Genomic DNA, 24,351 nt, shown 5'->3' on the forward strand with positions numbered 1-24,351 from the left:
TTACGCTACGCTAACCCACCCTACGATTCTGCCCGAAACAGCAGGCAGGCATCGCCGTACGAATAGAACCGATACCCACCCGCGATCGCATGCGCATAGGCCGCCTTCATGGTCTCAAGCCCGGAGAACGCCGACACCAGCATGAACAGCGTCGAGCGCGGCAAATGGAAGTTGGTGAGCAGAATATCCACCGCGCGAAAGCGATAGCCGGGCGTGATGAAGATCGAGGTTTCGGCGCTGAACGGCTGAATGGTGCCGTCCTCGGCAGCGGCGCTCTCCAATAGCCGCAGCGAGGTGGTGCCGACCGCGACGATGCGGCCGCCCCTGGCGCGCGCGGCATTTAACGCAGCGGCAGTTTCCGCGCTGATCGAGCCCCATTCGGCGTGCATCTTGTGCCCGGCGGTGTCGTCGACCTTGACCGGGAGAAACGTTCCTGCCCCGACATGCAAAGTCAGCCGGTGCAGTTCGACGCCGCGCGCGCGTAACGCCGCCTCCAGCGCCGGCGTAAAATGCAGCCCGGCCGTGGGCGCCGCGACCGCGCCTTCCCTAGCCGCGAACATGGTCTGGTAGTCGGCGGCGTCCTGCTCGTCGGGCGTGCGCTTGGAGGCGATGTAGGGCGGCAGCGGCGGCGTACCGAGGTCCTCGATGGCCTGGTCCAGCGTCGGCCCGTGGAACGAGAACGAGAACGTGATCTCGCCCTCTTCGCCTTTGGCTTCCACCGTCGCGTCGAGATGGCCGAGCAGGCAGACCTTGCCTTCATTGCCGAAGCGGACGACATCGCCCGGCGCGAGTTTCTTGGCCGGCTTCACCAGCGCCTGCCAGCGCGAGCCGTCGAGCCGCTTGATCAGCGTCGCCTCGATCTTCGGCTCGGTGTCGCGGCCGATGCGTCGGCCTTTCAACTGTGCGGAGATTACCTTGGTGTCGTTGACGACCAACTGGTCGCCGGGCTCCAGCCATTGCGGCAGCTCGCCGACAGTGCGGTCGCGCAGTACGCCGTCCGGCTGCACCACCAGCATGCGCGCGGAATCACGCGGGCTCGCGGGCCGCAGCGCGATGTTGGCGGCGGGAAGTTCGAAGTCGAAGAGATCGGTGCGCATGCGTGTCCAATTATCGCGGCTTCTCGCCAGCGAACTTGCGTTTGATGATCGGCAGCAGCCGGTCGCGCAGCCAAGCGATTTCGGGATCGCCGCTGCGGCCCTTGTTCCAGAGCATGACATGCGGCAACGCCGCAATCGGAAAAGGCACTCTTCGGCTGTCCAGGTCGTAGGCATAGCCTAGACCTGTCCTGGTGATCGACGGCAGCGTCGCCAGCAGGTCGGAAGTTTCCAGAATAGGCGCAATCGCGGAGAAGTGCGGCACCCATCCGGCGATCTTGCGCTCCAGTCCCGCCGCGGTCGCAGCCGCCTGGACCGGGCTGGTCAGGACGTCGCTGACACGAACCGCCAGATGCGGCCACCGCATCCAGGCCTCGACGCCCCACCGCGAAAAGGCCGGATGGCCCTTGCGGGCGAAGCAGCGCCATTCCAGCGTGCCGACGGCCTCGCCGCTAATACCCTCGGGCAATTTCGATTGCGCCGGCGTAATCGCAAGATCGATCTGCCCCTCCGCCAGATCCAGCAGCGACGGATCGCGCGGCGCAACCCATTCGACCGCCACGCCGGGGGCTTCCGATCGCAGGCGGGCCAGCAGATCGGCGAACATGGTCTGCATGAAATCCGACGCCGCCACACGGAACACGCGGCGCGAGCTGGCGGGATCGAAAATCTGCCGAGGCGAAAGCACCCGCTGCATGCCGCGCAGCAGCGGCCGCGCCTGTTCCAGCAGATCGAGCGCGAACGTCGTCGGCTGCATCCGCACCCCCGCCTTGATCAGCAAGGGATCGTTGAGTTGCTGGCGCAGTCTCGCCAGCGAATGGCTGACGGCGGATTGCGTCCGCCCGAGCCGCTCCGCCGCGCGGGTGACATTGCGCTCCATCATCAGGACTTCGAACACCACCAGCAAATTAAGGTCGAACCGGCGTAAATCGATTTCGTTCATGAGGGGCCACAATTACTCATTTGATCGATAATCAGTCCGGCTTCATACCACCGGCACCAAATCGATCAAGGAGCCTTCATGAAGTCAGTTCCCGTCATCTGTGCCGCAGCGATTTGTCTCGCGATCCTACCTGCCCGGGCCGAAGTCGACACGGACGCCGCCAAGGCCGCGGTGGCGCCGTTCTACAAGGCGTTGAATGCCGAGAACGCCGGCGACAGCGCGGATTTCATCCGCCAGGCCACGGCACCCGACTGGGTCTCCTGCCGCGGCAACAATGAGTGCAACAGCCGTGACCAGATCATCGCAGGTGTCGGCCAGCGCCTGAAGTCCGTTCCCGACCTGAAATGGGAAATCAAGGAGATCGCCGTCGCCGGCAACCAGGTCACCGTCCGCGGCGAAGCCACGGGCACCCCGGCCGGCGAGTTCTTCGGCGCGCCCTATAGCGGCAAGTCCTTCAAGCTGATGTCGATCGACGTGCATACGCTTGAAGGCGGCAAGATGGTGCGCAGCTATCACGTTGAGGACTGGATCGGAGCGGTGCGGCAGCTTACGGCGAAGTAGGCGCTCACCGCGATCGTCATTCTGGGGGCGATGCGAAGCATCGACCCCAGAATCTTGAGATCCCGGGTCTGGTGCTAACGCACCATCCCGGAATGACGGAGCAAACTTACGCCGCGTCCGCAGCCATGTGCGCCTTGACGATCTTGTCGGGATCCTTGACCGGCTCGCCGCGCTTGATCTTGTCGACGTTTTCCATGCCCGACGTGACCTTGCCCCAGACCGTGTACTGGTTGTTGAGGAAGGAGGCGTCGTCGAAGCAGATGAAGAACTGGCTGTCGCCGGAGTCCGGGCTCGCAGCCCGCGCCATCGAGGTGGTGCCGCGGACATGCGGTTCCTTGTTGAATTCGGCCTTCAGCTTCTTGCCGGAACCGCCGGTGCCGGTGCCCTGCGGACAGCCGGTCTGGGCCATGAAACCCTCGATCACGCGGTGGAACACGATGCCGTCGTAAAATCCTTCGCGCACCAGTTCCTTGATCCGGGCGACATGGCCTGGGGCCAGATCGGGGCGCATCTCGATGGTGACGGGGCCCTGGGTGGTTTCAAGGATCAAAGTATTTTCGGTATCAGCCATGCTCTTTTCTCTTCAGGTTTGGGTGGACGTTTTCGGGTTCTGAAAGGGATCGCGAGAGGCCGGCCTGCAACGGCGCCGCCCAGTCCCTCGGTAAATGGCAACGGCGTGCAGCGTTGCAATGTTTCCATCACGGCGACCCGGTATTGCAGCCGGTCGTTGTCGCTGGCCTGCTCCGATTCATAGGTGATCCGGGGGTGGCCGAGAATGACGCCCTCGCGGTTGAAACTGACAACGACCGTGATGTCGATCGGATTGGCAGCCGAGAGCGGCGGCGGTTTCCAGCAGGAATGCAATCTAACGAAGATTTCCTTGAGGCTGTCGAGCGCCGGCGGCTCGGTCCGCCCTTCGCCGGACCATAGAAGCCACAGCAGCACCGCGGCAAACCAGGCGAGTGGCTTGCTGCGGGGCGTGGCCATGGGCGTCACTTGATGTCGGATGCGACTTGCACCTTGACCATCTTGTCGGGGTCGGTGACCTGCCCGCCCGACGAGCCCGGCGGCGCCTTCTTCAACTTGTCGACCACATCCATGCCGGCCACGACCTCGCCGATCACGGTGTACTGACCGTTCAGGCTCGAGCCTTCGGCGAACATGATGAAGAACTGCGAGTTCGCGGTGTCGACGCTGTCGCCGCGGCGCGCCATGCCGACGATGCCGCGCTTGAACGGCACGTTGGAAAATTCCTGCTTCAGGTTCGGATATTTCGAACCGCCGGTGCCGTCGAAGTTCTTGCCGTCACCGGTTTGCGCCATGAAGCCGTCCATCACGCGGTGGAACGGCACGTTGTTGTAATAGCCCTCGCGCGCGAGCTGCTTGATGCGCTCGGCATGCTGCGGCGCCAGATCGGTCCGCAGCTTGATCACGATGCGGCCCTTGGTGGTGTCGATCACGATCGCGTTCGCCTTGTCGAGATTGGCGGGCAGCGGCTGGGCGATGGCGGGCGCCGCGCAAATCAGCGCGGCGAGGACGGCGAGAATTCGGATCATGAAAGCTCCGGTCAGGTGAAACAGGAAAGTTGCAAATCGCGGAGCGTGTCAGCCCGCGAATTTCTTTTTGAGGCTAGCGGCGACCGATGACGGTACGAACGCGGAAACGTCGCCGCCCATGGCGGCGATTTGCCGTACCAGTGTGGCGGTGATCGGGCGGACCGCGGCCGAAGCCGGCAGGAACACCGTTTGCACGTCGGGTGCCATGGTCTCGTTCATGCCGTTCAACTGCATCTCATAGTCGAGGTCGGTGCCGTCCCGCAGGCCCCGGATCATGATGGTGGCGCCGGCCTTCTGCGCCGCCGTGACCGTCAGATTGTCGTAGGTGGTGGCCTCGAAGGTGCAGCCGGCCTTGGCGGCGATCGGGCCGAATACCGCCCGGACCATGTCCAGGCGTTCCTCGATCGAATACAGCGGTTTTTTGCCGGGATGGACGCCAATAGCCACGATCAGCCGGTCGCAGAGACCGACGGCGTGTTTGACCACGTCGAGGTGGCCATTGGTGACGGGGTCAAAAGAGCCGGGATAAAGCGCGATGCGGGGCATAGGCTCCGTCTACCCCGCCCCGGGCAGCCGGGCAAGCCGGCCCCGTTCCCCCGATAGGTTCCTTGGCCGGGCGGTCTTTTATTTCGCCTCGGCCAATGAACCAGTCCCGGGGTCAGCGCGTCTGCTTGGCAACCGGCCTTTGTTTCGTCGGTCAATGGGCGACGAAACAAAACTCGGCCGGGAAGAAACCATTTTAGGGGTTGGCGAAGACTCCCGGAAACTTGCGCTGGCTACAAGTTCAACCAACGAAACGACGGGCCGCGAAGGCCCATGACAGGGGACCGTCATGATCAAGGCTCTTTCCGCCATCACCGCTGCTGCATTCATCGCCACCGCGCTCACCGTGTTGCCCGGCTTTGCCCCGACCGTCGAAGCCAGCGTACCGCAGGCCCTTGCCAAGGCTGACCGGCTGGACGTCCGTGCGGTCGGCAGGGACTGCTCGCAGCAGGCCTGGCCGAATTTCGAGGCTTCCTGCCTCCGCGTCGCCGGCACCAAGGCGGCTCCGATCCACGAAGCGCGCCTGGTTACCGCCGACCGTACCCCGTAGGGCTCCGCTGACAACGACATTGTTTTCCTTCCAGGTTGCTCTGGATCGAGGCCCTCGGGATGCCCCCTGAGGGCCTCTTCGATTCGGACCGCGCGCAGCGTTCAGATCTTGACGCGGAATCCCGTCACGAAGGACGCCGTATCGACGCTCGTCCCGGTGCCGGCAAAGCCGAACTTGGCCCCCGGCGTTCCCGGGAATCCCGACGCCAGACCGTTCGTCACCCTGGCGTAGGTGGCGCCGGCATAGACGTCGAAATGCTTGCTGAGGACGTAGTCGGCCAGCAAAGACACCTGGTCGTAGTTGCCGCTGCAATCCGTCTTGCTGGCGCCGCCCGCGACGCAAGGCGCGCCGTCGGCGACGTAGGAGTTCTGGTTGACGTGGTAGTACGCCCCGGTGACGCTCAGGCCCCAGGCCCATTCGTATTTGGCGCCGGCCCAGAAGAACTGCAGAACCTTGTCGGTGGTGAAGGCGTCGTTGTCCGGCAAGGTTGCTGATGACGTCAGCACGTATCCGCCCGCGGCGTCGCCGAACAGCACCGGTGAGCTCGGATTGGCCTGATCGACATGGGTGTAGCCGGCGAAGATCGAAAACTTGTCGCTCGGCGTTTCGGCCATGCGCGCCTTGGTCGGATAGGACGCCGGAGAACTCCCCCCGAGCTGCCAGGTGTATTTTGCCATCGCCGACCACGTCGTATTGTCTGAAATATTGGCGGCAAGCGTCTGCGAGCCGACGGCGTCATTGACGGCAGACTGGAGATTCACGGCGCCGTGCTCCTTGGTGTAGTTCACCTGGGCCGAGAAGCCGCCGTAGTGGCCGCCGACCATCAAGCCATAGCCGTTTCCGAACATGCCCGAGTTGGAGCCGCCGTTGGAGTACATGGCGCCGGCCGTGATCGGACCGAAGTCGTAGACGTATTTGGCCGAGTTGTTCCAGCGCGCCGCCTGGGTGCTGCCCGAACCGCCGTTGGTGCCGGAATAGCCGAGCAGCGAGAACGCATAGGAGAGCGCCATCGGGTCGTACGCGCCGATCCCGTCAAGCTGAAGCGAGTTCTGCCGGCCGATCGTCAGCGTGCCGTATTGCTTGTTGCTGAGACCGCCATAGAGCACCCCGTTGAACGCCTGGCCGCAGCGGCCGGAGTCCGCATTCGAATTCTGCTGGGTATAAACCAGGCCGGCGTTTTGCAGGATCGAGCTGCAACCGTCGGAGAGCTTTCCCGTCAGGGGATCGAAGCCGGTATCCGCCCGGCCCACCGCGCTCCAGCCGAACGCCAGCGGCTCATCGATCTTCACCCCGATCTTGGATTGCTCGAGCGCGCTATGGGTGATCGTCGAGATGGACTGACCGGTATAGTTCCGCGTCGTCGTGAAGGGGATGTATTCCAGCCCCGAAACCACGCTGCCGAGCGGACGGCCGTTGGTCTGATAGGCGGCGCCCAGATCCAGCGTCGCAAACAGCGTGACGCCCTGCCAGGTCAGGGAATCCGGAAGCGGATCCTTGAACTGCGATTTGACCGCGAATGGATCGACGTCGGCGGCATGCGCAGCGGCGACCTGGCTCGCGATCGCGAGCGCCAATACCAGCGTTCTCTTCATTTTCTGATTGCTCCGGGCTGACGTGTGCCACCGTCAACACCATTGATCCGGTCCCATCATTGCCGCGTTTTAGTTGAGACAGCGGTGCACGGACCTTTCGCTGTATCGCGGGCCGATATACCGAGCGCGGCAGTGGCTGCGAAAGTGCAGGCGCGCAACAGCTAATTTAAACAGCTAATTTTATCATACAAAAAGCCGTGATCGGTCCGGAATGACGGTTTGATGACGGCGTGTCTTCAGCCTCCGCTGAAGTGGCTTCGTCCCCTGATGTCCACATTCCCGGTCCAGCGTTCGCCGCCGAACGCGCCATGACCCCATAGCAATTTGCGACGTCTCGTCGCAGACTGGCGGTTGACCGTGCTCCCCGGATGACCTGGCTAGCGCGGTGCCAATGGGGGCCGCACCAGTGACCAGTACGCCAGTTGCAACCTCCGACCATTCCAGTTTACTGCCCACCGCAGCCACGATCGGCGCCCTCGGCGTCGTCTATGGCGACATCGGCACCAGCCCGCTCTACGCGCTGAAGGAGGCCGCCAAGGCCGCCAGCCATGGCGGGCCGCTGACGCATGCGGCCATCCTCGGTGTGGTATCACTGATCCTGTGGGCGCTGATCCTGATCATTTCGATCAAATACGCGCTTCTGATTCTGCGCGCCGACAATCGCGGCGAAGGCGGCATCGTCGCATTGCTGGCGTTGCTCTCCGCGCGCAATGCACAGCCGGGGACGTGGCGCGCGCATCTATTGGTGGTCGGGCTGATCGGCGCCGCTCTGCTTTACGGCGATGGCGCGATTACGCCGGCGATCTCGGTGTTGAGCGCCATCGAAGGCCTGAAGGTGGATGCGCCGTCGCTGGCGCCTGCTGTCGTACCGATCACGGTCGTGATCCTGATCGGCCTGTTCGTCATGCAGAAGAAAGGCACCAGGGTGATCGGCCAAATCTTCGGTCCCGTGATGGTCGGATGGTTCGCCGTTCTGGCCGCGCTCGGCATCCACGGCATCGTCAAGGCGCCGGTCGTGCTCGAAGCCCTCAGTCCGCTCTATGCCTTCAATTTCCTGATCCACCAGGATTTCCACGTCTCCTTCGCCATTCTCGGCGCCGCGTTTCTGGCCGTGACCGGGGGCGAGGCGATGTACGCCGACATGGGCCATTTCGGCCGGTTCCCGATCCGGCTGGCCTGGTTCGCCATCGCCCTGCCCGCGCTGGTGCTGAACTATTTTGGCCAGGCGGGCTTGCTGGTTTCAGACCCCACCGCAATCGACAATCCGTTCTTTCAGCTCGCACCCGACTGGGCGCATTACCCGCTGGTCGCGTTCGCGGCGGTCGCTACCGTGATCGCGTCGCAGGCGATCATTTCGGGCGTGTTTTCGCTGACGCAACAGTCGATCCAGCTCGGCTTCCTGCCGCGGATGCAGATCCGGCACACCACCAGCGACGCGATCGGACAAATCTATGTGCCGCTGGTGAACTGGCTGCTGGCCGCGGCCACGCTCGGCGCCGTGCTCAGCTTCGGCACCTCGGACGCGCTGGCCGGCGCCTATGGCATCGCGGTGTCGCTGTTGATGGCGATCACGACGTTGTTGGCGGCGCTGGTCGCGATCCAGTGGGGCTATTCGCCGTTCATCGTGATCGCGGTCAACGGCTTCTTCTTCATCATCGACTGCATCTTCTTTGCCGCGAACTCGGTCAAACTGTTCGAAGGCGGCTGGTTTCCGCTGCTGCTGGCGGCCGTCGTCGCCTTTACGATGCTGACCTGGCGCAGCGGCGTCAAACTTGTGGAAGCCGCGCGCGGAAAACTGCGGCAGCCGGAGGAAGATTTGATCGAGACCGCCGTCAACAAGTGCCATGCGCGGCTGTCGGGCACCGCCGTGTTCCTGGCGTCCTCGCCCAAGGGCGTGCCGCTGGCGCTGACGGAGTTCGTCAAGCACAACCACGTGCTGCACCAGCGCGTGGTGCTGGTCACCGTGCTGATCGAGGAGTCCCCGCGCATCCCGGACGAGGATCGCGCCGAGGTGATCGAGGTTATCCCCGGCATCATGCGCGTCATCCTGCATTACGGCTTCATGCAGTATCCGACGATCTATGACGGCCTGATCCTCGCCTGCAAGCAAGGCAAATTGCCCGGCATCGATCTCACCGACATCACCTATTACATCGGCCGCGAGACCATCATCCCGCGCGAGGATATTCCGGGCATGTGGGTCTGGCGGGAATCGCTGTTCGCGTTCCTGCAGCGCAACGCCGAACGCACGGCGGCGTTCTTCGGCGTGCCGACCAAGCAGGTGGTCGAGTTCGGCACCGAGATCGAGATCTAGATCATCCAATCAGGGGATCACTCCGCCGTGCCGACGCGGCCCGACCCGGTTGAAGCACCAAGTTTTAGCCGTTGCCGTACAATCTTTGGTTGCTGCTATGCCCCCGACAATTGGGGGGACCAACCATGTCTGTGACGCTTTCTCGACACCGGAAGGATCACAGAAGCTAATGCAGCTTCTGCTGCTCGGCGTATTCACGACCTCGCTTACGATGTCGGTCTACTACGCCTATATCGGCTTCTACTATCGCGAGAGGTTCGCCGGCGGCTCCTGGGACGTGATCCTGCTGCTCATCATCGTCTTTTTCGTCATCCGGCTGGTGCTGCACTACAATCCGGAAAACGTCTGGTTCAGCATGACGCTGCCGCCGGGCCAGCCCAACTATAGCGCGTGGCTGCGCAACTCTCCGCTGTTCATTTACGGCATCGGAGCGGTGGTTGTGGTGCTCTATCTATCGTGGAGAGAGCTCGGGCACCTGCAGGACCGTCTGCAGCGGCTGATCAACTGGTGCACGATTGGCGCCATGTGCGCGCTGCTGTTTTCCTTTGCGATGTACGCGTTGGACGTATTCTATTCGCACAAGATTCCGCACGCGTATATCTGGATCATCTACACCCTGAAGACGCTGGCCTACATGGTCGCGTTCTTCCTGATGTGGCTCGGCGAATTCCACCTCGGACGCCGGTTGCCGGCGTAAGGTCCGACCGGCGGCGGGCGGTGCAGCTTGCCTACCCGCCATTCGCTACTGGCTATTCGCTACTCCCGCGCCTAATCCCGCTTCCAGATTAGCTGCGAGCATCATCATCCGCGGATTGGTGCCCTACGGCGATCTTACTTGCCGGTCAGGTTGCGAGGCACCGGCCTGTTCGCGGCAATCGCCGAGATGATCTCGATGAAAGCCGTCACGGCGGGAGCCGGTGTGCGATGGCGCTGGTAGATGAGGCCGAATTCGATGTCGATCGGCGCCGGCTTCATCACGAGATGGGCGAGTTCGCCTCTGCGCCAATAAGGCTCCAGAAGCGGAACCGGCGCCCAGCTGATCGCATCGCTTGCTCGCACCACCTCGCGCATCGCGGCAAAGCTCTCGAGCCAGATTCCGCGGAGATGAAGTGGCTGCTGGTCAGTTGCCGGCACCTTCGAGGGCGAGTTCTCTAACGTCACGCGCTCCTATGCCGGCAAGGGCGTGGTACGCTACGCGTGGTGAGCCGACATCGGCTGTGATGCCGGCCTTACCCGAGGCCGGCTAACGAAACGCTGTTCACGTCACCGGCCCGGGCTCGCGCCGCTCTCGGGCGCTAACCGCCGTTGCCGTTCTCGCCATTTTCGCCGTCGTCGCCGATATGCTCGACGGACAACATGCGCTCGGGACCGGCTTTTGACCCAAAAGCCGGTGCCGCCGCTATATTTACACTTTTTCTAGATAAGAGGTGCGCTGTTTGGTCGGCAATCCCTGTACAAGCAGCGCCGCTGACAGCGTCATGGCAACCTGTTTTCCTTGAGACTTCGGGTTGGATGAGCGGCCTGTCAGCTTCGCCTTAAAGTGAGTTGGTTGAAGTGCCGTTCGATTTTGCATTTTCGGCGATGGCGGCAAGGTCCGATTTGGCGCCCGCCCGCTGGCGTCAGCCGTTTCTGAAATGGTTCGACGGAATTGAGCGGGGTTGGGCGATCCCACTTCTGCTGGTCGGCTTTGTTGCCCTGTGGTGGGCGTTTCTATCCATTGCCTATCTAGGAGCCGATCTTCATCCGGACGTACTGGAAACGTGGACCCTCGGGCGCACTTTCGAGTGGGGCAATCCGAAGCATCCGCCCCTGATGGGCTGGGTGGCTCGCGCATGGACATCGATATTTCCGCTGACCGACTGGTCCCTGCAATTGATGTCGATGGTCAACGCGGCCGTCGCATTGTGGTGCGTCGACTTGATCTCCCGCCGCTTTGTGACGGGCGACAAGCGGATCATCGTGTTGCTGCTTCTGATGCTGTTGCCGACTTACCAGTTTCACGCCCAGCGCTTCAACGCCAACTCGGTGTTGCTGGCGATCTGGCCGCTTGCGACATATTGCTTCCTGCGATCTTTCGAGAGCCGCCATTTGGTTTGGGCCGCCGCCGCGGGCGCAACGGCCGCGATTGCGATGCTTGGCAAATATTACTCGATCTTCCTGGTCGGAAGCTTCGTTTTCGCTGCGATCTGTCACCCGCAACGCCGCGCCTATTTCGGTTCGGGGGCGCCGTTGGTCTCCGTGGTGGCGGGACTTGTCGTGCTCGGGCCGCATTTGCACTGGCTGGCGACAACCGGCGCGGCGCCGTTCGACTATGCGCTCGCTCATGCGGGCTTCGGCTTCGGGCAGGCACTCGATGAAGCGCTTTTCTTCGTTCTGGGCCTGGCCGCAACGCTGGCCATACCTGCCGCAACCTGGGTGATGATCGCAGGGTATCGCCTGGAACGATTTCCGCAGGACTACAGAACGATAAACGACGGCCTCCGGTTGCTGTTCCTGGTAGCCGTTGGAACCCTTGTTTTTCCCATCGTCACCGCCGTCGCGCTTGGCACGGACATGCCTTCGCTCTGGGCACATCAGGGCCTGTTCCTGCTGGCCGTCCTGATCGTTTGCGGGACCAGCTATCGGATCGAGCGATTTTACACGGTCAATCTGGCGGTCATGATGACCGGCATCGCGTTGATCGCCGTCATCGTTGCCGCGCCGATACACGCGATCTACCGGAACATTCACGGTTACGAAGAAGGTCGTAGCTTTTACCGGCTGGCCGCCGAAGAGTTGACCCGGGAATGGCATGAACAAACAAACATGCCGCTGGCGGCGGTGAGCGGCGATGACGCGCTGGCGTTCGCAACGGCCTTTTACAGCCCGGATCATCCGGTTTACGCGAGGCCGTTCGCCTACCAATATACCTGGGGCTTGCCACGCCAGACCACTCTCAAGCGGGGCTGGGCGGCCTTGTGCTTTGAAGGAGACGCACCCTGCATCGAATGGATGCAAAAAACCTCGGCGCGCGCGACCGAATTCCTCAACGCGCAATTCGTCGTGCAATCGAGGCTGTTGGGAACGCCCGGAACGAGCCGGCGCGTGATCGCCCTGATCGTGCCCCCTGCCCGCACGGATCCGATCACGCCGCCAATTGGCCCAAGCAACGAGGATCTCAGCGCCAGAAAGCGAATACAATCGAGCCCGGAAAACTGACCCGTCCGACTTTTCCTACCGACGTTGGCACGTCTGGACAAGCAGTCGGGCGGGCGTTACGCGCCGCAGCCACCGATTTCGAGGCGAACCGATCGTACGCGACGGTTCCTGGCCGCGGCGGCGCTAGCCGCCGTTGCCGTTCTCGCCGTTTTCGCCGTCGTCGCCGATATGCTCGACCGACACGACGTGCTCGTCCTCGGCGGTGTCGAATACGATGACGCCCTGGGTCGAGCGGCCGGCGACCCGGATGCCCTCGACCGGACAACGGATCAACTGGCCCTTGTCCGTCACCAGCATGATCTGATCGGCATCCTCGACCGGGAACGACGCCACCAGCTTGCCGTTGCGGTTGTTGACGTTCATCGCGACGATGCCTTTGCCGCCGCGGCCGGTGGTGCGGTACTCGTAGGACGAGGTGCGCTTGCCGAAGCCGTTGACGGACACCGTCAGCACTACCTGCTCCTCGGCCGACATCGCGGCGTACCGCTCCGTCGAAAGCTGCTGGATCGTGCCTGTGGTTTCCTCGCTTTCGGTATCGACCGGCTCGTCGGCCGTGCCCTCGCCGGCCACCGCGCGGCGCATCTTCAAATAAGCGCTCCGCTCGTCCGAACTCGCCTCGACATGGCGCAGGATCGACAGCGAGATCAGCGTGTCGTTGGTGCCGAGCGCGATACCGCGCACGCCCATCGAGGTACGGCCGGTGAAAACGCGCACGTCGGGCACGGGGAAGCGAATGCACTGGCCGCCGGCGGCGGTCAGCAGCACGTCGTCGCGCTCGGTGCAGATCTGGACGTCGACGATCGCTTCGCCCTCATCGAGCTTCATGGCGATGATGCCGGAGCGGCGGACATCGACGAAGTCGGACAGCTTGTTGCGGCGGACGTTGCCACCCGTGGTCGCGAACATGACGTCGAGATTGCCCCAGGAGGATTCATCCTCCGGCAGCGGCATGATGGTGGTGATGCGCTCGCCCTGCTCCAGCGGCAGGATGTTGATCAAGGCCTTGCCGCGGGCGTTCGGCGGCGCCACCGGCAGCCGCCAGACCTTTTCCTTGTAGACCTGGCCGCGCGAGGAGAAGAACAGCACCGGCGTATGCGTGGAAGCCACGAACAGCCTGGAGACAAAATCCTCGTCGCGGGTCTGCATGCCCGCCCGGCCCTTGCCGCCGCGGCGCTGCGCCCGGTAGGCCGACAGCGGCACACGCTTGACGTAGCCGGCGTGCGAGACCGTCACCACCATGTCCTCGCGCTGGATCAGGTCTTCGTCCTCGACCTCGCCTTCCTGCTCCATGATCACGGTCTTGCGCGGCGTCGCAAATTTCTCTTTCACCTCGGCAAGCTCGGTCTTGACGATGGCCTGGATGCGCGCGCGCGAACGCAGGATATCGAGATAGTCGGCGATCTGCACCGCGAGCTTGTCGAGCTCCGCGGAGATTTCCTCGCGGCCGAGCGCGGTCAACCGCTGCAGCCGCAGGTCGAGAATGGCCTTGGCCTGCTCGAACGACAGCCGCGTGGTGCCGTCGTCATTGATGCGATGCCGGGGATCGTCGATCAGCGTTATCATCGCCTCGACATCCCGCGCCGGCCAGTCGCGCGACATCAGGGTGTCGCGCGCGGTGGTGGGATCCGGCGAGGTGCGGATGACCCGGATCATCTCGTCGATATTGGCAACGGCAATTGCAAGGCCGACCAGGACATGGGCGCGGTCGCGGTCCTTGTTGAGCAGGTATTTGGTGCGGCGGGTAATCACCTGCTCGCGGAACGCGACGAACAGCGTCAGGAAGTCCTTCAGGTTCATCGTCTGCGGGCGACCGGAGTCCAGCGCCAGCATATTTGCCGGGAAATTCGATTGCAGCGGCGTAAAGCGATAAAGCTGGTTCAGCACCACTTCGGGCACCGCATCACGCTTCAGTTCGACCACGACGCGGAAACCGTCGCGGTCGGATTCGTCGCGCAGGTCGGAAATGCCCTCGATCTTCTTTTCCTTCACCAGGTCGGCGATGCGCTCGACCATGGTGGCCTTGTTCACCTGGTAGGGAATTTCGCTGACGATGATCGCTTCGCGATCCTTGCGGATGGTGTCGATCGTCACCTTGCCGCGCATCACGATCGAGCCGCGGCCGAGGTGATAGGCCGAACGGATGCCCTGACGCCCGAGGATAATGCCGCCGGTCGGGAAATCCGGTCCCGGAATGATGTTGATGAGCTCGTCGATGGTCAGCGCGGGATTGTCGATCAGCGCCACGCAGGCATCGATGACTTCGCCGAGATTGTGCGGCGGGATGTTGGTCGCCATGCCGACCGCGATGCCACCGGCGCCGTTGACCAGGAGGTTCGGGAACTTGGCCGGCAGAACCGCCGGCTCTTTCTCGGAGCTGTCGTAGTTCGGAATGAAATCGACGGTATCCTTGTCGATATCGCCAAGCACTTCCATCGCCACTTTGGTCAGACGGGCTTCGGTATATCGATAGGCGGCCGGCGGATCGCCGTCGACGGAACCGAAGTTGCCCTGGCCGTCGATCAGCGGCACGCGCATGGAGAAATCCTGCGCCATCCGGACCATCGCGTCGTAAATCGACTGGTCGCCATGCGGATGATATTTACCGATCACGTCACCGACGACGCGGGCGGATTTGACGTATTTCTTGTCCGGCGTGTGGCCCTGTTCGTACATCGAATACAGGATGCGCCGATGCACGGGCTTCAACCCGTCCCGCGCGTCCGGCAGCGCCCGCGACACGATTACGCTCATGGCGTAATCGAGGTAGGACTTCTTCATCTCGTCGAGGATGGAAACGGGACGAATATCGGAAGGCGCCGGCGGCTCGCCGGGCTTGTTATCTTCAGGGTCAGACAAAGGGGAATCCGGTCAGTTCTCAGTTGAGAATCATATAGCGCATCAGGGGTCGGATAACCACCCCATGGCCCCCTGGCCGGGCTGTTTTTCCCTCCGTTTTTTCATAGACTTACCCGATTTCCCGGCGGCTCCTGCGGGCCGCTCCCGGCGGACCGATTTTGGACCTGGAACACCGCGTCCGAGGGGTGCGTTTCCGCCTTCTTTCACTGCCCGAAAATCACCGCATGCATGATGCGTCCGGGCAGCAGGGTGAACAGCCCGGCGATCACCAGGCCGCCGCTGAAGATACCGATCATGATTCGACTGTGCCGCCGCACATCGTGGCGGTGCGCGCGGATGACGGCGATCGGCAGCATGACCAGCACCATGATCGACAGCAGATGGATCGGGCTCCACGGGCCGAGCAGCCTGAGCTGGTGGATCCAGAGCGAACTGGCGGCCACCGTGGCCATCAGGGCGACCCAGATCCAGCCGATGGTCCGGTGCGGCAGCGTTCCCTTGGGGGCCGCGAACTGGACGATCCCCAGCGCCAGCGCAGCCATCGCCGCGAAGGAGTGAAGCGGTATCGCAGGCGCGGCATCGAGCAATGGCGCAAGGCTCATGTCTCAAGACTCATGTCTCATGACGGGCTCCGAGGGTCTGCGCGTTCGATCAGGGGGCCGAGGCGCGAAATGGCTTAGGCGAAACTCCTAATGTAAATATCATTAACATAACGATAGGTCAAAACATCGCCCGCCCCTGCCAGAGGCGGGCTTATGTGCCACTTTGCAATGCAATATTGCCGTTTGTTACGGCATTAGGTTAGTCGTAAACAGGACGTAAATACCTGTAACTACGAGGGAATTTCTCGCAAGTCAGGTTATCCCCAGCACGCTGGTTCTAGAACGGGATATCGTCGTCCATGTCGCTGTTGCTGCGGCCGCCGGCGCCAGCCGCAACCGCACGCCGCGGTGCCGAGCTGACCGGTCCGCCAGAGCCGAAATCGCCGCCGGAATCATCGGAGCCGAAGCTGCCGCCACCGCCGCCGCTGCGGCCGTCGAGCATCGTCAGGACAGAGTTGAACCCCTGCAGCACAACTTCGGTCGAGTACTTCTCGACGCCGGACTGGTCGGTCCATTTGCGGGTCTGCAACGCGCCCTCGATGTACACCTTGGCGCCCTTCTTCAGATACTGCTCGACGATCTTGCAGAGCGGCTCCGAGAAGATCACCACGCGGTGCCACTCGGTCTTTTCCTTGCGCTCGCCGGTGCCCTTGTCGCGCCAGGTCTCCGAGGTCGCGATGCTCAGATTGGCGATCGGCCGCCCGTCCTGTGTCCGCCGGATTTCCGGATCCTTGCCGAGATTTCCGACCAGAATCACCTTGTTCACGCTTCCCGCCATCGCCGCTCTCCACTCAAAATTACTGCCAAGACCTCACCGAAGACATCACTGGCAAAATCGCCGGGCTTGCCGTCATCGCCGGCCGCCTGCAGCTTCAACCTGTCGCTCTGTCCGTCGTGCCGGCCCAAAGGCCAACGACGAGACAATCCGGAGCGACCCTATACGCTCGCCGGCGCTGCCGACTTAGCGATCCCTCGGCAATCCCCCGGTTATCCACATATAGCACGTCCGAAACCCATGTTCCAGTTTTGTTCTACGCAACTTGCATGCAACTTGTCGGGGGGCGCGCGGCAAATGATCGTCGCCTGCGCTTCGAGCGGGCGGAGCCTCGACGGGCCTCGAAATGGAACCGGAATCTCCCGGGAGCACGTCACAATACTTAAACAAATCATTAACTTGCGGCGCCACACTTGGTCCGCGAGTGTTGCATTTCGGCGACGGCTTTTTCGCTCGATCCAACGTATAGGTTGTTCCAACGATGCGGCGCTCGCGTCATCACCAAAACGCTTCGGGACCAACGAGAAGCGGTCAACAGCTGGAGAGTACGACCATGAAGAAGTTTCTGCTGGGCACGGTTGCCCTCGTTGCCTTCGCGGCGCCTGCCGCTGCTGCCGATCTCGCTGCGCGTCCCTACACCAAGGCTCCCGCGCCGATGATCGCGGCGATCTATGACTGGAGCGGCTTCTACATCGGCGCCAACGGCGGCTGGGGTTCGAGCCGCAATTGTTACACCAACACCGCCATTGCCGGCGTCGCCATTGCTCCGGTTGCGGAAGGTTGCCACGACGCCACCGGCGGCACCGCGGGCGGTCAGATCGGCTATCGCTGGCAGACCGGCAACTGGGTGTTCGGTCTGGAAGCGCAAGGCAACTGGGCTGACTTCCGCGGCAGCAATGCCAGCCTCGCCACGCTCGGCCTGTCGACGGACCGCACCAAGATCGATGCCTTCGGCCTGTTCACCGGTCAGATCGGCTACGCCTGGAACAACGCCCTGCTCTACGTGAAGGGCGGCGCCGCGGTCACCGACAACCGCTATCAAGGCGTGTTGACCGCAACCAACGTCGTCATCGATCGCACCACCCAAACCCGCTGGGGCGGCACGATTGGCGCCGGCGTTGAATTCGGCTTCGCGCCGAACTGGTCGGCAGCGGTCGAATACGACCATCTGTTCATGGGAACGAACAACAACACCTTCACCAGCGTCTTCCCGGTCGCGGGCTTCAACACCCGCACCGACAGTATCAAGCAGAATGCCGACCTCGTCACCGTCCGCGTCAACTACCGCTGGGGCGGCCCGGTCATCGCGAAGTACTGATAGAAACGGCGTCAAACAGGACAGGAAAGGCCGGCCTCGCGCCGGCCTTTTTTGTTGTTGAGGTCAGAAGTTCCCCTGCTCCGGCCCGCAGCCTGCGTTTTGTTATCTTCCGCGGTGTGTTTGCGCGGCTACAGCGTTTCCGGTTGCGACGGCGTAGATTTGTTGCGGAAGTTGAATCGCGCAAACCGGGGAGACTTTTCATGAAGAATCTCGTTTCGGCCGCAGTCGGCCTCGCAGCACTCAGCCTCGCAGCACTCAGCCCCGCCTCGGCCGCCGATCTGGCCGCCCGTCCCTACACCAAGGCGCCTCCACCAATCATTGCCGCGGTCTATGACTGGAGCGGATTCTACATCGGTATCAACGGTGGCGGCGCATGGTCCCACAAGTGCTGGGATACGGGTCCGTTCACCTTCGGTGCGATTGCCGTTTTTGTGAGCCCCGGCGGACGTGAAGGTTGTCACAATGCGAGCGGCGGCGTGATCGGTGGTCAGGCCGGCTACCGCTGGCAGTCCGGCGCCTGGGTGTTCGGGTTGGAAGCACAGGGCGACTGGGCTGATCTGAAGGCATCCAATACCAGCTTGATCTTCCTGCCCGGGCTCACCTCTGTGACCGGCGCCACCAACAACACCAAGATCGACGCGATCGGCGTGTTCACCGGTCAGGTCGGCTACGCCTGGAACAACGTGCTGTTCTACGTGAAGGGCGGCGGCATGGTGGTCAACGACAAGTACCAAGGCACCTTCACCGGCCTCGGCACCGTGTTCGATAATGCCAGCGAAACCCGCTGGGGCGGCGCGGTTGGAGCCGGCCTCGATTTCGGTATTACGCCGAATGTCGTTGTGGGCGTCGACTACGTGCATGGGTTCATGGGCAGCCGCAACCTGACCTTCGTCTCCGCGACCACCGGAGTGCTTTCGCGCAACGAGACCATCCGTCAGGACGTCGACATGGTCACCGCCCGCCTCAGCTACAAGTTCGGCGGCCCTGTGATCGCCAAGTACTGAGCTTTGCGCAGGGGTACGGAGCTTCGTTTCAGCCATTGGAATACCGAAAGGCCGGCCTCGCGCCGGCCTTTCGCTTTTGGGTACGCCGACGCCCGGGGTGCGACATTCTGTCAGGCTGTGGCTTGGGCGTCACAGCCATCGGCCGCCAAGTTTGCTACCTCTGAATGCATCGGGGATTCCGAAACAGAAGATGCTACTGGGGAAGTGTTCGATGAAGAAGTTTCTGGTTGCCGCTGCCGGTCTTGTTGCTTCGGGTCTTGGCGCGATGCTGCTGACGTCACCGGTTTCCGCGGCGGATCTCGCCGCCCGCCCCTATACCAAGGCGCCGACGCCGATGGTGGCCGCGATCTATGACTGGAGCGGCTTCTATATCGGCCTCAACGGCGGCGGCGGATCGAGCCACAACTGCTGGGATCTGACCGCCAATAACGGCATCGCCCTTGTGCCGGTCCCGCGCGAAGGCTGCCATGACGCAACCGGCGGTTTGGCCGGTGGTCAGATCGGCTACCGCTGGCAATCGGCCAACTGGGTGTTCGGCGTCGAAGCCCAGGGCGACTGGGCCGACCTGAAGGGATCGAGCGCGAGCGCAACCGCACTCATTCCGTTCAACAACCGGACCAAGATCGATGGCATCGGCCTTTTCACCGGCCAGGTCGGTTACGCCTGGAGCAGCGTCCTGCTGTATGCGAAGGGCGGCGCCGCCGTCACCCACAACCGATACAGCAACGTCTTCACGGTAAACAACGCCTTCGGCAACGCAGGTACCGAGTTCAATTCCGCCAGCGACACCCGTTGGGGCGGCACCATCGGCGCCGGCATCGAAGTCGGCTTTGCGCCGAACTGGTCGGTGGCCGCCGAATACAACCACCTGTTCATGGGCAATCACAACATTGCCTTCGCGGCCACCGCCATCGCGGTTTCGCGCGCCGACAATATTCACCAGGACGTCGACATGGCGACCGTCCGCTTGAACTACCGCTGGGGCGGCCCGGTGATCGCGAAATACTGAGCTTCGCTTCTCCCTGCGAGAAACCTAAGGCCGGCCTTGCGCCGGCCTTTTTGTTTGTTGGGGGAACCGCCGCCTGCTGACCGCTGCTGCCAAACGAGAAGAGCTTCTTTTTTTGACGCGTTTTCTTCACGCGAACCGGTTCCCACCTCGCTTGAAAGCGCTATGGGTCAAAACAATCCGTTGATGAGTCTGCGGCGGCACTGGAAATCCTGTCCCGTTCTTCCTACGTTCCAGCTTTCGCTCATCGGCGCCCCGGACCACCCCGGCGGTACGCCCAACGTCGTGCGTCTCACGCGCGTGGAAATGCCGCTATGGATGAAATCTTGAGGGCGAAGCGCCAACAGAACGCCGGCTCCGCCTCGCGCGCGATCACGATCCGCGGCGCGCGCGAGCACAATCTCAAGAACATCGACGTCGAGATTCCCCGCGACAAGCTCGCGGTGTTCACCGGCCTGTCCGGCTCCGGCAAATCCTCGCTGGCGTTCGACACCATCTACGCCGAAGGCCAGCGCCGCTATGTCGAGTCGCTGTCGGCCTATGCCCGCCAGTTCCTGGAGATGATGCAGAAGCCCGACGTCGACCAGATCGACGGGCTGTCGCCGGCGATTTCGATCGAGCAGAAGACGACGTCGAAGAATCCGCGCTCCACCGTCGGCACCGTCACTGAGATCTACGACTACATGCGACTGCTGTGGGCCCGCGTCGGCGTGCCCTACTCGCCCGCGACGGGCCGGCCGATCGAAAGCCAGTTGGTCTCGCAGATGGTCGACCGCGTGCTGGCGCTGCCCGAGGGCACGCGGCTCTATCTGCTGGCGCCGGTCGCGCGCGGCCGCAAGGGCGAATACAAGAAGGAGCTCGCCGAATACCTCAAGAAGGGTTTTCAGCGCGTCAAGATCGACGGCACCTTCTACGAGCTCGCGGAAGCGCCGGCGCTGGACAAGAAATTCCCGCACGACATCGACGTCGTGGTCGACCGCATCGTGGTGCGGCCGGACATCGGCCAGCGCCTCGCGGAAAGCTTTGAGACCGCACTGAAGCTGGCCGAAGGCCTCGCGGTGATCGAATACGCCGACGCGCCGGCGGGTGCGGCGGAGGAGAAAAAGTCCGACAAGAAGACCGCCAAGATCCACGACAAGAGTGGGCCGGAACGGATTCTGTTTTCGGAAAAGTTCGCCTGCCCGGTGTCCGGCTTCACGATTCCAGAGATCGAGCCGAGACTCTTTTCTTTCAACAACCCCTATGGCGCCTGCCCGGCGTGCGGCGGCCTCGGCGTCGAGCAGCATATCGACGAGGACCTCGTCATTCCCGACAAGGAGATGACGCTGCGCAAGGGCGCGATCGCGCCGTGGGCAAAATCGTCCTCGCCCTATTACATCCAGACCCTGACGGCGCTGGGCAAATTCTACAAGTTCACGCTCGACACCAAGTGGAAGGATCTTCCGAAGAAGACGCAGGCCGCCCTGCTGCACGGCTCCGGCGACGACGAGATCAAGTTCTCCTATGAGGACGGGGTGCGTTCCTACGACACCAAAAAGCCGTTCGAGGGCGTCGTCACGAACCTCGAGCGCCGTTTTCGCGAGACCGAGAGCGAGTGGGCGCGCGAGGAGCTGGCAAAGTATTTCTCCGACGTTCCCTGCGCCGGCTGCAACGGCTATCGCCTCAAGCCCGAGGCTTTGTGCGTCAAGATCGGCGGCAAGCACATCGGCGAAATCTCCGAACTTTCGGTCAAGCGCGCCGGCGAATGGTTCGAGAGCGTGCCGGCGGCGCTGACCGCACAGCAGAACGAGATCGCAGTGCGGGTGCTGAAGGAGATCCGCGAGCGGCTGTCGTTCCTGCTCGACGTCGGCCTCAACTACCTGACCCTGGCGCGCGCCTCCGGCACGTTGTCGGGCGGCGAAAGCCAGCGCATTCGCCTCGCCTCGCAGATCGGCTCCGGTCTGACCGGCGTGCTCTACGTGCTGGACGAGCCCTCGATCGGCCTGCATCAGCGCGACAATGCGCGGCTGCTGGAGACGCTCAAGCGGCTGCGTGATCTCGGCAATACCGTGATCGTGGTCGAGCATGACGAGGACGCCATTCGCCTCGCCGATTTCGTGCTCGATATCGGCCCCGGCGCCGGCATGCATGGCGGCCATATCGTCGCGCAAGGCACGCCCGCCGAGATCATGGCCAATCCGAAATCGCTGACCGGCAAGTATCTCACCGGCGAATTGTCGGTGCCGATCCCCGAACGCAAGCCGCCGAACCATCGCCGCACCATCAAGGTGATCAACGCCCGCGGCAACAATCTGAAAAACGTCTCGGCGGAAATTCCGCTGGGGCTGTTCACGGCCGTCACCGGCGTCTCCGGCGGCGGCAAGTCGACGCTGTTGATCGACACGCTCTACAAGGCGATCGCGCGAAAGCTCAACAACGCCAGCGAGGGCGCAGCACCCCACGACCGCATCGAGGGCCTGGAGCATATCGACAAGATCATCGACATCGACCAGTCGCCGATCGGCCGCACCCCGCGCTCGAATCCCGCGACCTATACCGGCGCGTTCACGCCGATCCGCGAATGGTTCGCCGGCCTGCCCGAAGCCAAGGCGCGCGGCTACGAGCCCGGGCGGTTCTCGTTCAACGTCAAGGGCGGCCGCTGCGAGGCCTGCCAGGGCGACGGCGTCATCAAGATCGAGATGCACTTTTTGCCCGACGTCTACGTCACCTGCGACGCCTGCAAGGGCAAGCGCTACAATCGCGAAACGCTGGAAGTCCTGTTCAAGGGCAAGAGCATCGCCGACGTGCTCGACATGACCGTCGAGGAAGCCGCCGAATTCTTCAAGGCGGTGCCGCGCGTCCGCGAAACCTTCAAGACGCTGCACCGCGTCGGCCTCGACTACATCCATGTCGGCCAGCAGGCCACGACCTTGTCCGGCGGCGAAGCCCAGCGCGTCAAGCTAGCGAAGGAGCTGTCCAAGCGCGCCACGGGCCGCACGCTCTACATCCTCGACGAGCCGACCACCGGCCTGCATTTCCACGACGTCGCGAAACTATTGGAAGTGCTGCACGAGCTGGTGTCGCAGGGCAACACGGTGGTGGTGATCGAGCACAACCTCGAAGTCATCAAGACCGCCGACTGGGTGATCGACCTCGGCCCCGAAGGCGGCGACGGCGGCGGCGAAATCGTCGCCTGGGGCCCGCCGGAGGACATCGTCAAGGCGCCGCGGAGCTATACCGGGAAGTTCTTGGCGCCGGTGCTGGCGCGGGCGGATGCGCCGAGGAAGAAGCGGAGTGGGACCAGCGAGGCGGCGGAGTAGCTGCACGAATGTGCAGGCGGGTCTGGATTAACGATCGGTGAAATCACTGCATCAAAAAAACGCGAGAAGTGCATAAATTCCGCAACCTATAGCTGCTAAGTCCTGTTGATGAGTGCACAAGCGATACAAGCCGAGACCGGACAAGATCAGGAAGCCACGCCATCGGCCACAAAAGGCCGATGGGGCGTCGATCTCATCGGAAGCATGGTCTACTACCCGTTCGGTCCTGCTTTCCAGGGCTATCGCGCGACCGATGCCGCTGCCGAGGTCCGGATTAGAGCCGCAGACGAACATTACGATCAATCCTCCAAACTTGCTCTACCGGTGTCCGGCGCGTTGGCTGCCGGATTGCTGTATCTGCTCGGGCTGCTTTTTGATCGACATCCTGTACTGGCCGTCACTTTCTTTTACGCCGCCATAATAATGATCGTCGGAATCATCGCAGCTCTTCGGTTTAAAGTTGTAAGAGCGTCTCTCGCGGGCCTTGCGACCGCACCGGCAGAAGTTGTTTCTCGACAACGATTGATCAAGACCTTGGGAATGGCGGTCTCAACCATCGTCGTCTTCTGGCTGGTACTATATCTGTACGACCTGCGCCTGGATGCTCTCGCAGCCGATCATCCCAAAGAAATGCGTTTCTACCCGACTGTTGCCGGAAACATGATCTACGCTGCGGTAGGCTTGCCGTTCCTTTTCGCTGCAATCGTTCATTTCGACAAGTTGGCGGCCAGGGCCGGACAGAACAGAACGACCTTCGCGTTGCTCCTGTTTGCTATGTTTCAGTTGGGAGCCCTTGCGATCATCGTCTTTAAATTCATCGACCCCAAGCCGAGCATTGCTATTTCGGAACGTTCGCTTGTGTGTGGCTGGCGGCACGATTGGCGAGAAATGACCGGTGTGGACCTGAGCGATGGTCGCAAGGGAAAGGAATACGCCGTTGTGAAACTCCAGCCGCCGGTCGTTCGTGCGCTGGGTATATCCAGCGACCGTTGCCGGATCGATGGCCTGTCCGTCGACTACGAAGACGTATACCGAACCATCGTCTCGGCGTGGCAACCGCATGCCAATGACCCGTAGGCGGAGACGCGAATTCCGTTCTGAGTCAAATGCTACTAGCCTGCGTTGGATGGGTTCAGCGCA

The 24,351-nt window shown here is 62.6% G+C and carries 21 protein-coding genes and 1 pseudogene; 11 read left to right on the forward strand and 11 right to left on the reverse strand.

Annotated features, from left to right (window positions below):
- Positions 1–20: 20 nt before the first annotated feature.
- Both queA and BLS26_RS00570 read right to left on the reverse strand, forming a co-directional pair.
- A complete protein-coding gene (gene queA, locus BLS26_RS00565; protein ID WP_092507492.1) occupies positions 21–1,097 on the reverse strand; it encodes a tRNA preQ1(34) S-adenosylmethionine ribosyltransferase-isomerase QueA in 1,077 nt (358 codons plus the stop codon).
- Between the two features lie 10 nt (positions 1,098–1,107).
- Positions 1,108–2,037, reverse strand: a complete 930-nt coding sequence (locus BLS26_RS00570; RefSeq protein WP_092507494.1) for a LysR family transcriptional regulator — start codon at positions 2,035–2,037, stop codon at positions 1,108–1,110.
- Between the two features lie 78 nt (positions 2,038–2,115).
- Here BLS26_RS00570 and BLS26_RS00575 point away from each other — a divergent pair, with 78 nt between their 5' ends.
- A complete protein-coding gene (locus BLS26_RS00575) occupies positions 2,116–2,598 on the forward strand; it encodes an ester cyclase (protein ID WP_092507496.1) in 483 nt (160 codons plus the stop codon).
- A 106-nt stretch (positions 2,599–2,704) separates the two neighbouring features.
- Here BLS26_RS00575 and BLS26_RS00580 read toward each other — a convergent pair whose 3' ends face one another.
- From BLS26_RS00580 to coaD, 4 genes are read right to left on the reverse strand one after another with little or no spacing between them, the layout of a single operon-like run.
- The gene (locus BLS26_RS00580) at positions 2,705–3,169 is read right to left on the reverse strand and encodes a peptidylprolyl isomerase (RefSeq protein ID WP_092507498.1); all 465 of its coding nucleotides are present in this window, start codon (positions 3,167–3,169) and stop codon (positions 2,705–2,707) included.
- Positions 3,145–3,585 (reverse strand): hypothetical protein, encoded by a 441-nt coding sequence (locus BLS26_RS00585; RefSeq protein WP_092507500.1) that lies wholly within the window; start codon positions 3,583–3,585, stop codon positions 3,145–3,147. Before BLS26_RS00585 ends, BLS26_RS00580 begins: the two co-directional genes overlap by 25 nt.
- Before the next feature lie 5 nt (positions 3,586–3,590).
- On the reverse strand, positions 3,591–4,154 hold the full coding sequence (locus tag BLS26_RS00590) for a peptidylprolyl isomerase (protein WP_092507502.1): 564 nt from the start codon (positions 4,152–4,154) through the stop codon (positions 3,591–3,593).
- 48 nt (positions 4,155–4,202) lie between these two features.
- On the reverse strand, positions 4,203–4,700 hold the full coding sequence (gene coaD, locus BLS26_RS00595) for a pantetheine-phosphate adenylyltransferase (RefSeq protein WP_092507504.1): 498 nt from the start codon (positions 4,698–4,700) through the stop codon (positions 4,203–4,205).
- A gap of 286 nt (positions 4,701–4,986) precedes the next feature.
- Here coaD and BLS26_RS00600 point away from each other — a divergent pair, with 286 nt between their 5' ends.
- Entirely contained in the window at positions 4,987–5,247 is a 261-nt protein-coding gene (locus tag BLS26_RS00600) for a hypothetical protein (protein WP_092507506.1), read from the forward strand.
- A 101-nt stretch (positions 5,248–5,348) separates the two neighbouring features.
- Here BLS26_RS00600 and BLS26_RS00605 read toward each other — a convergent pair whose 3' ends face one another.
- Positions 5,349–6,839 carry a porin gene (locus BLS26_RS00605; RefSeq protein ID WP_092507508.1) on the reverse strand — a complete coding sequence of 497 codons (1,491 nt, stop codon included), beginning with the start codon at positions 6,837–6,839 and terminating at the stop codon, positions 5,349–5,351.
- Positions 6,840–7,230: 391 nt separating this feature from the next.
- On the opposite strand from BLS26_RS00605, the gene BLS26_RS00610 reads away from it, so the two are divergent.
- Complete coding sequence (locus tag BLS26_RS00610) at positions 7,231–9,153, forward strand: potassium transporter Kup (protein WP_092507510.1); 1,923 nt, start codon at positions 7,231–7,233, stop codon at positions 9,151–9,153.
- 169 nt (positions 9,154–9,322) lie between these two features.
- A complete protein-coding gene (locus BLS26_RS00615; RefSeq protein WP_092507512.1) occupies positions 9,323–9,850 on the forward strand; it encodes a hypothetical protein in 528 nt (175 codons plus the stop codon).
- 134 nt (positions 9,851–9,984) lie between these two features.
- On the opposite strand, the gene BLS26_RS00620 is transcribed toward BLS26_RS00615, so the two are convergent.
- Positions 9,985–10,224: a LysR substrate-binding domain-containing protein gene (locus BLS26_RS00620; protein WP_092507514.1), complete on the reverse strand. Its 240-nt coding sequence runs from the start codon at positions 10,222–10,224 to the stop codon at positions 9,985–9,987.
- A 46-nt stretch (positions 10,225–10,270) separates the two neighbouring features.
- On the opposite strand from BLS26_RS00620, the pseudogene BLS26_RS37120 reads away from it, so the two are divergent.
- Together BLS26_RS37120 and BLS26_RS00625 are read left to right on the forward strand one after the other, a co-directional pair.
- Positions 10,271–10,357: pseudogene (locus tag BLS26_RS37120) on the forward strand (autotransporter outer membrane beta-barrel domain-containing protein); the annotation flags it as partial.
- Positions 10,358–10,734: 377 nt separating this feature from the next.
- Positions 10,735–12,351: a glycosyltransferase family 39 protein gene (locus BLS26_RS00625; RefSeq protein WP_092517464.1), complete on the forward strand. Its 1,617-nt coding sequence runs from the start codon at positions 10,735–10,737 to the stop codon at positions 12,349–12,351.
- 123 nt (positions 12,352–12,474) lie between these two features.
- Here BLS26_RS00625 and gyrA read toward each other — a convergent pair whose 3' ends face one another.
- The 3 genes from gyrA to BLS26_RS00640 all read right to left on the reverse strand — a co-directional run bounded on the left by gyrA (position 12,475) and on the right by BLS26_RS00640 (position 16,587).
- Positions 12,475–15,207 (reverse strand): DNA gyrase subunit A, encoded by a 2,733-nt coding sequence (gene gyrA, locus BLS26_RS00630; RefSeq protein ID WP_092507516.1) that lies wholly within the window; start codon positions 15,205–15,207, stop codon positions 12,475–12,477.
- Positions 15,208–15,410: 203 nt separating this feature from the next.
- Positions 15,411–15,809 (reverse strand): DUF2306 domain-containing protein, encoded by a 399-nt coding sequence (locus BLS26_RS00635; RefSeq protein WP_092507518.1) that lies wholly within the window; start codon positions 15,807–15,809, stop codon positions 15,411–15,413.
- Between the two features lie 277 nt (positions 15,810–16,086).
- Positions 16,087–16,587, reverse strand: a complete 501-nt coding sequence (locus tag BLS26_RS00640) for a single-stranded DNA-binding protein (RefSeq protein WP_092507520.1) — start codon at positions 16,585–16,587, stop codon at positions 16,087–16,089.
- A 550-nt stretch (positions 16,588–17,137) separates the two neighbouring features.
- Here BLS26_RS00640 and BLS26_RS00645 point away from each other — a divergent pair.
- The 5 genes from BLS26_RS00645 (at position 17,138) to BLS26_RS00665 (ending at position 24,288) form a co-directional block, all read left to right on the forward strand.
- A complete protein-coding gene (locus tag BLS26_RS00645) occupies positions 17,138–17,902 on the forward strand; it encodes an outer membrane protein (protein ID WP_092507522.1) in 765 nt (254 codons plus the stop codon).
- Between the two features lie 200 nt (positions 17,903–18,102).
- The gene (locus BLS26_RS00650) at positions 18,103–18,906 is read left to right on the forward strand and encodes an outer membrane protein (protein WP_092507524.1); all 804 of its coding nucleotides are present in this window, start codon (positions 18,103–18,105) and stop codon (positions 18,904–18,906) included.
- Between the two features lie 211 nt (positions 18,907–19,117).
- Complete coding sequence (locus BLS26_RS00655) at positions 19,118–19,915, forward strand: outer membrane protein (protein ID WP_092507526.1); 798 nt, start codon at positions 19,118–19,120, stop codon at positions 19,913–19,915.
- Between the two features lie 311 nt (positions 19,916–20,226).
- The gene (uvrA, locus tag BLS26_RS00660; RefSeq protein WP_092507528.1) at positions 20,227–23,211 is read left to right on the forward strand and encodes an excinuclease ABC subunit UvrA; all 2,985 of its coding nucleotides are present in this window, start codon (positions 20,227–20,229) and stop codon (positions 23,209–23,211) included.
- 108 nt (positions 23,212–23,319) lie between these two features.
- Positions 23,320–24,288, forward strand: a complete 969-nt coding sequence (locus BLS26_RS00665; RefSeq protein WP_092507530.1) for a hypothetical protein — start codon at positions 23,320–23,322, stop codon at positions 24,286–24,288.
- The last annotated feature ends 63 nt before the right edge of the window (positions 24,289–24,351 follow it).

This window comes from Afipia sp. GAS231, from assembly GCF_900103365.1.
In the GTDB taxonomy this organism is placed as follows: Bacteria; Pseudomonadota; Alphaproteobacteria; order Rhizobiales; family Xanthobacteraceae; genus Bradyrhizobium.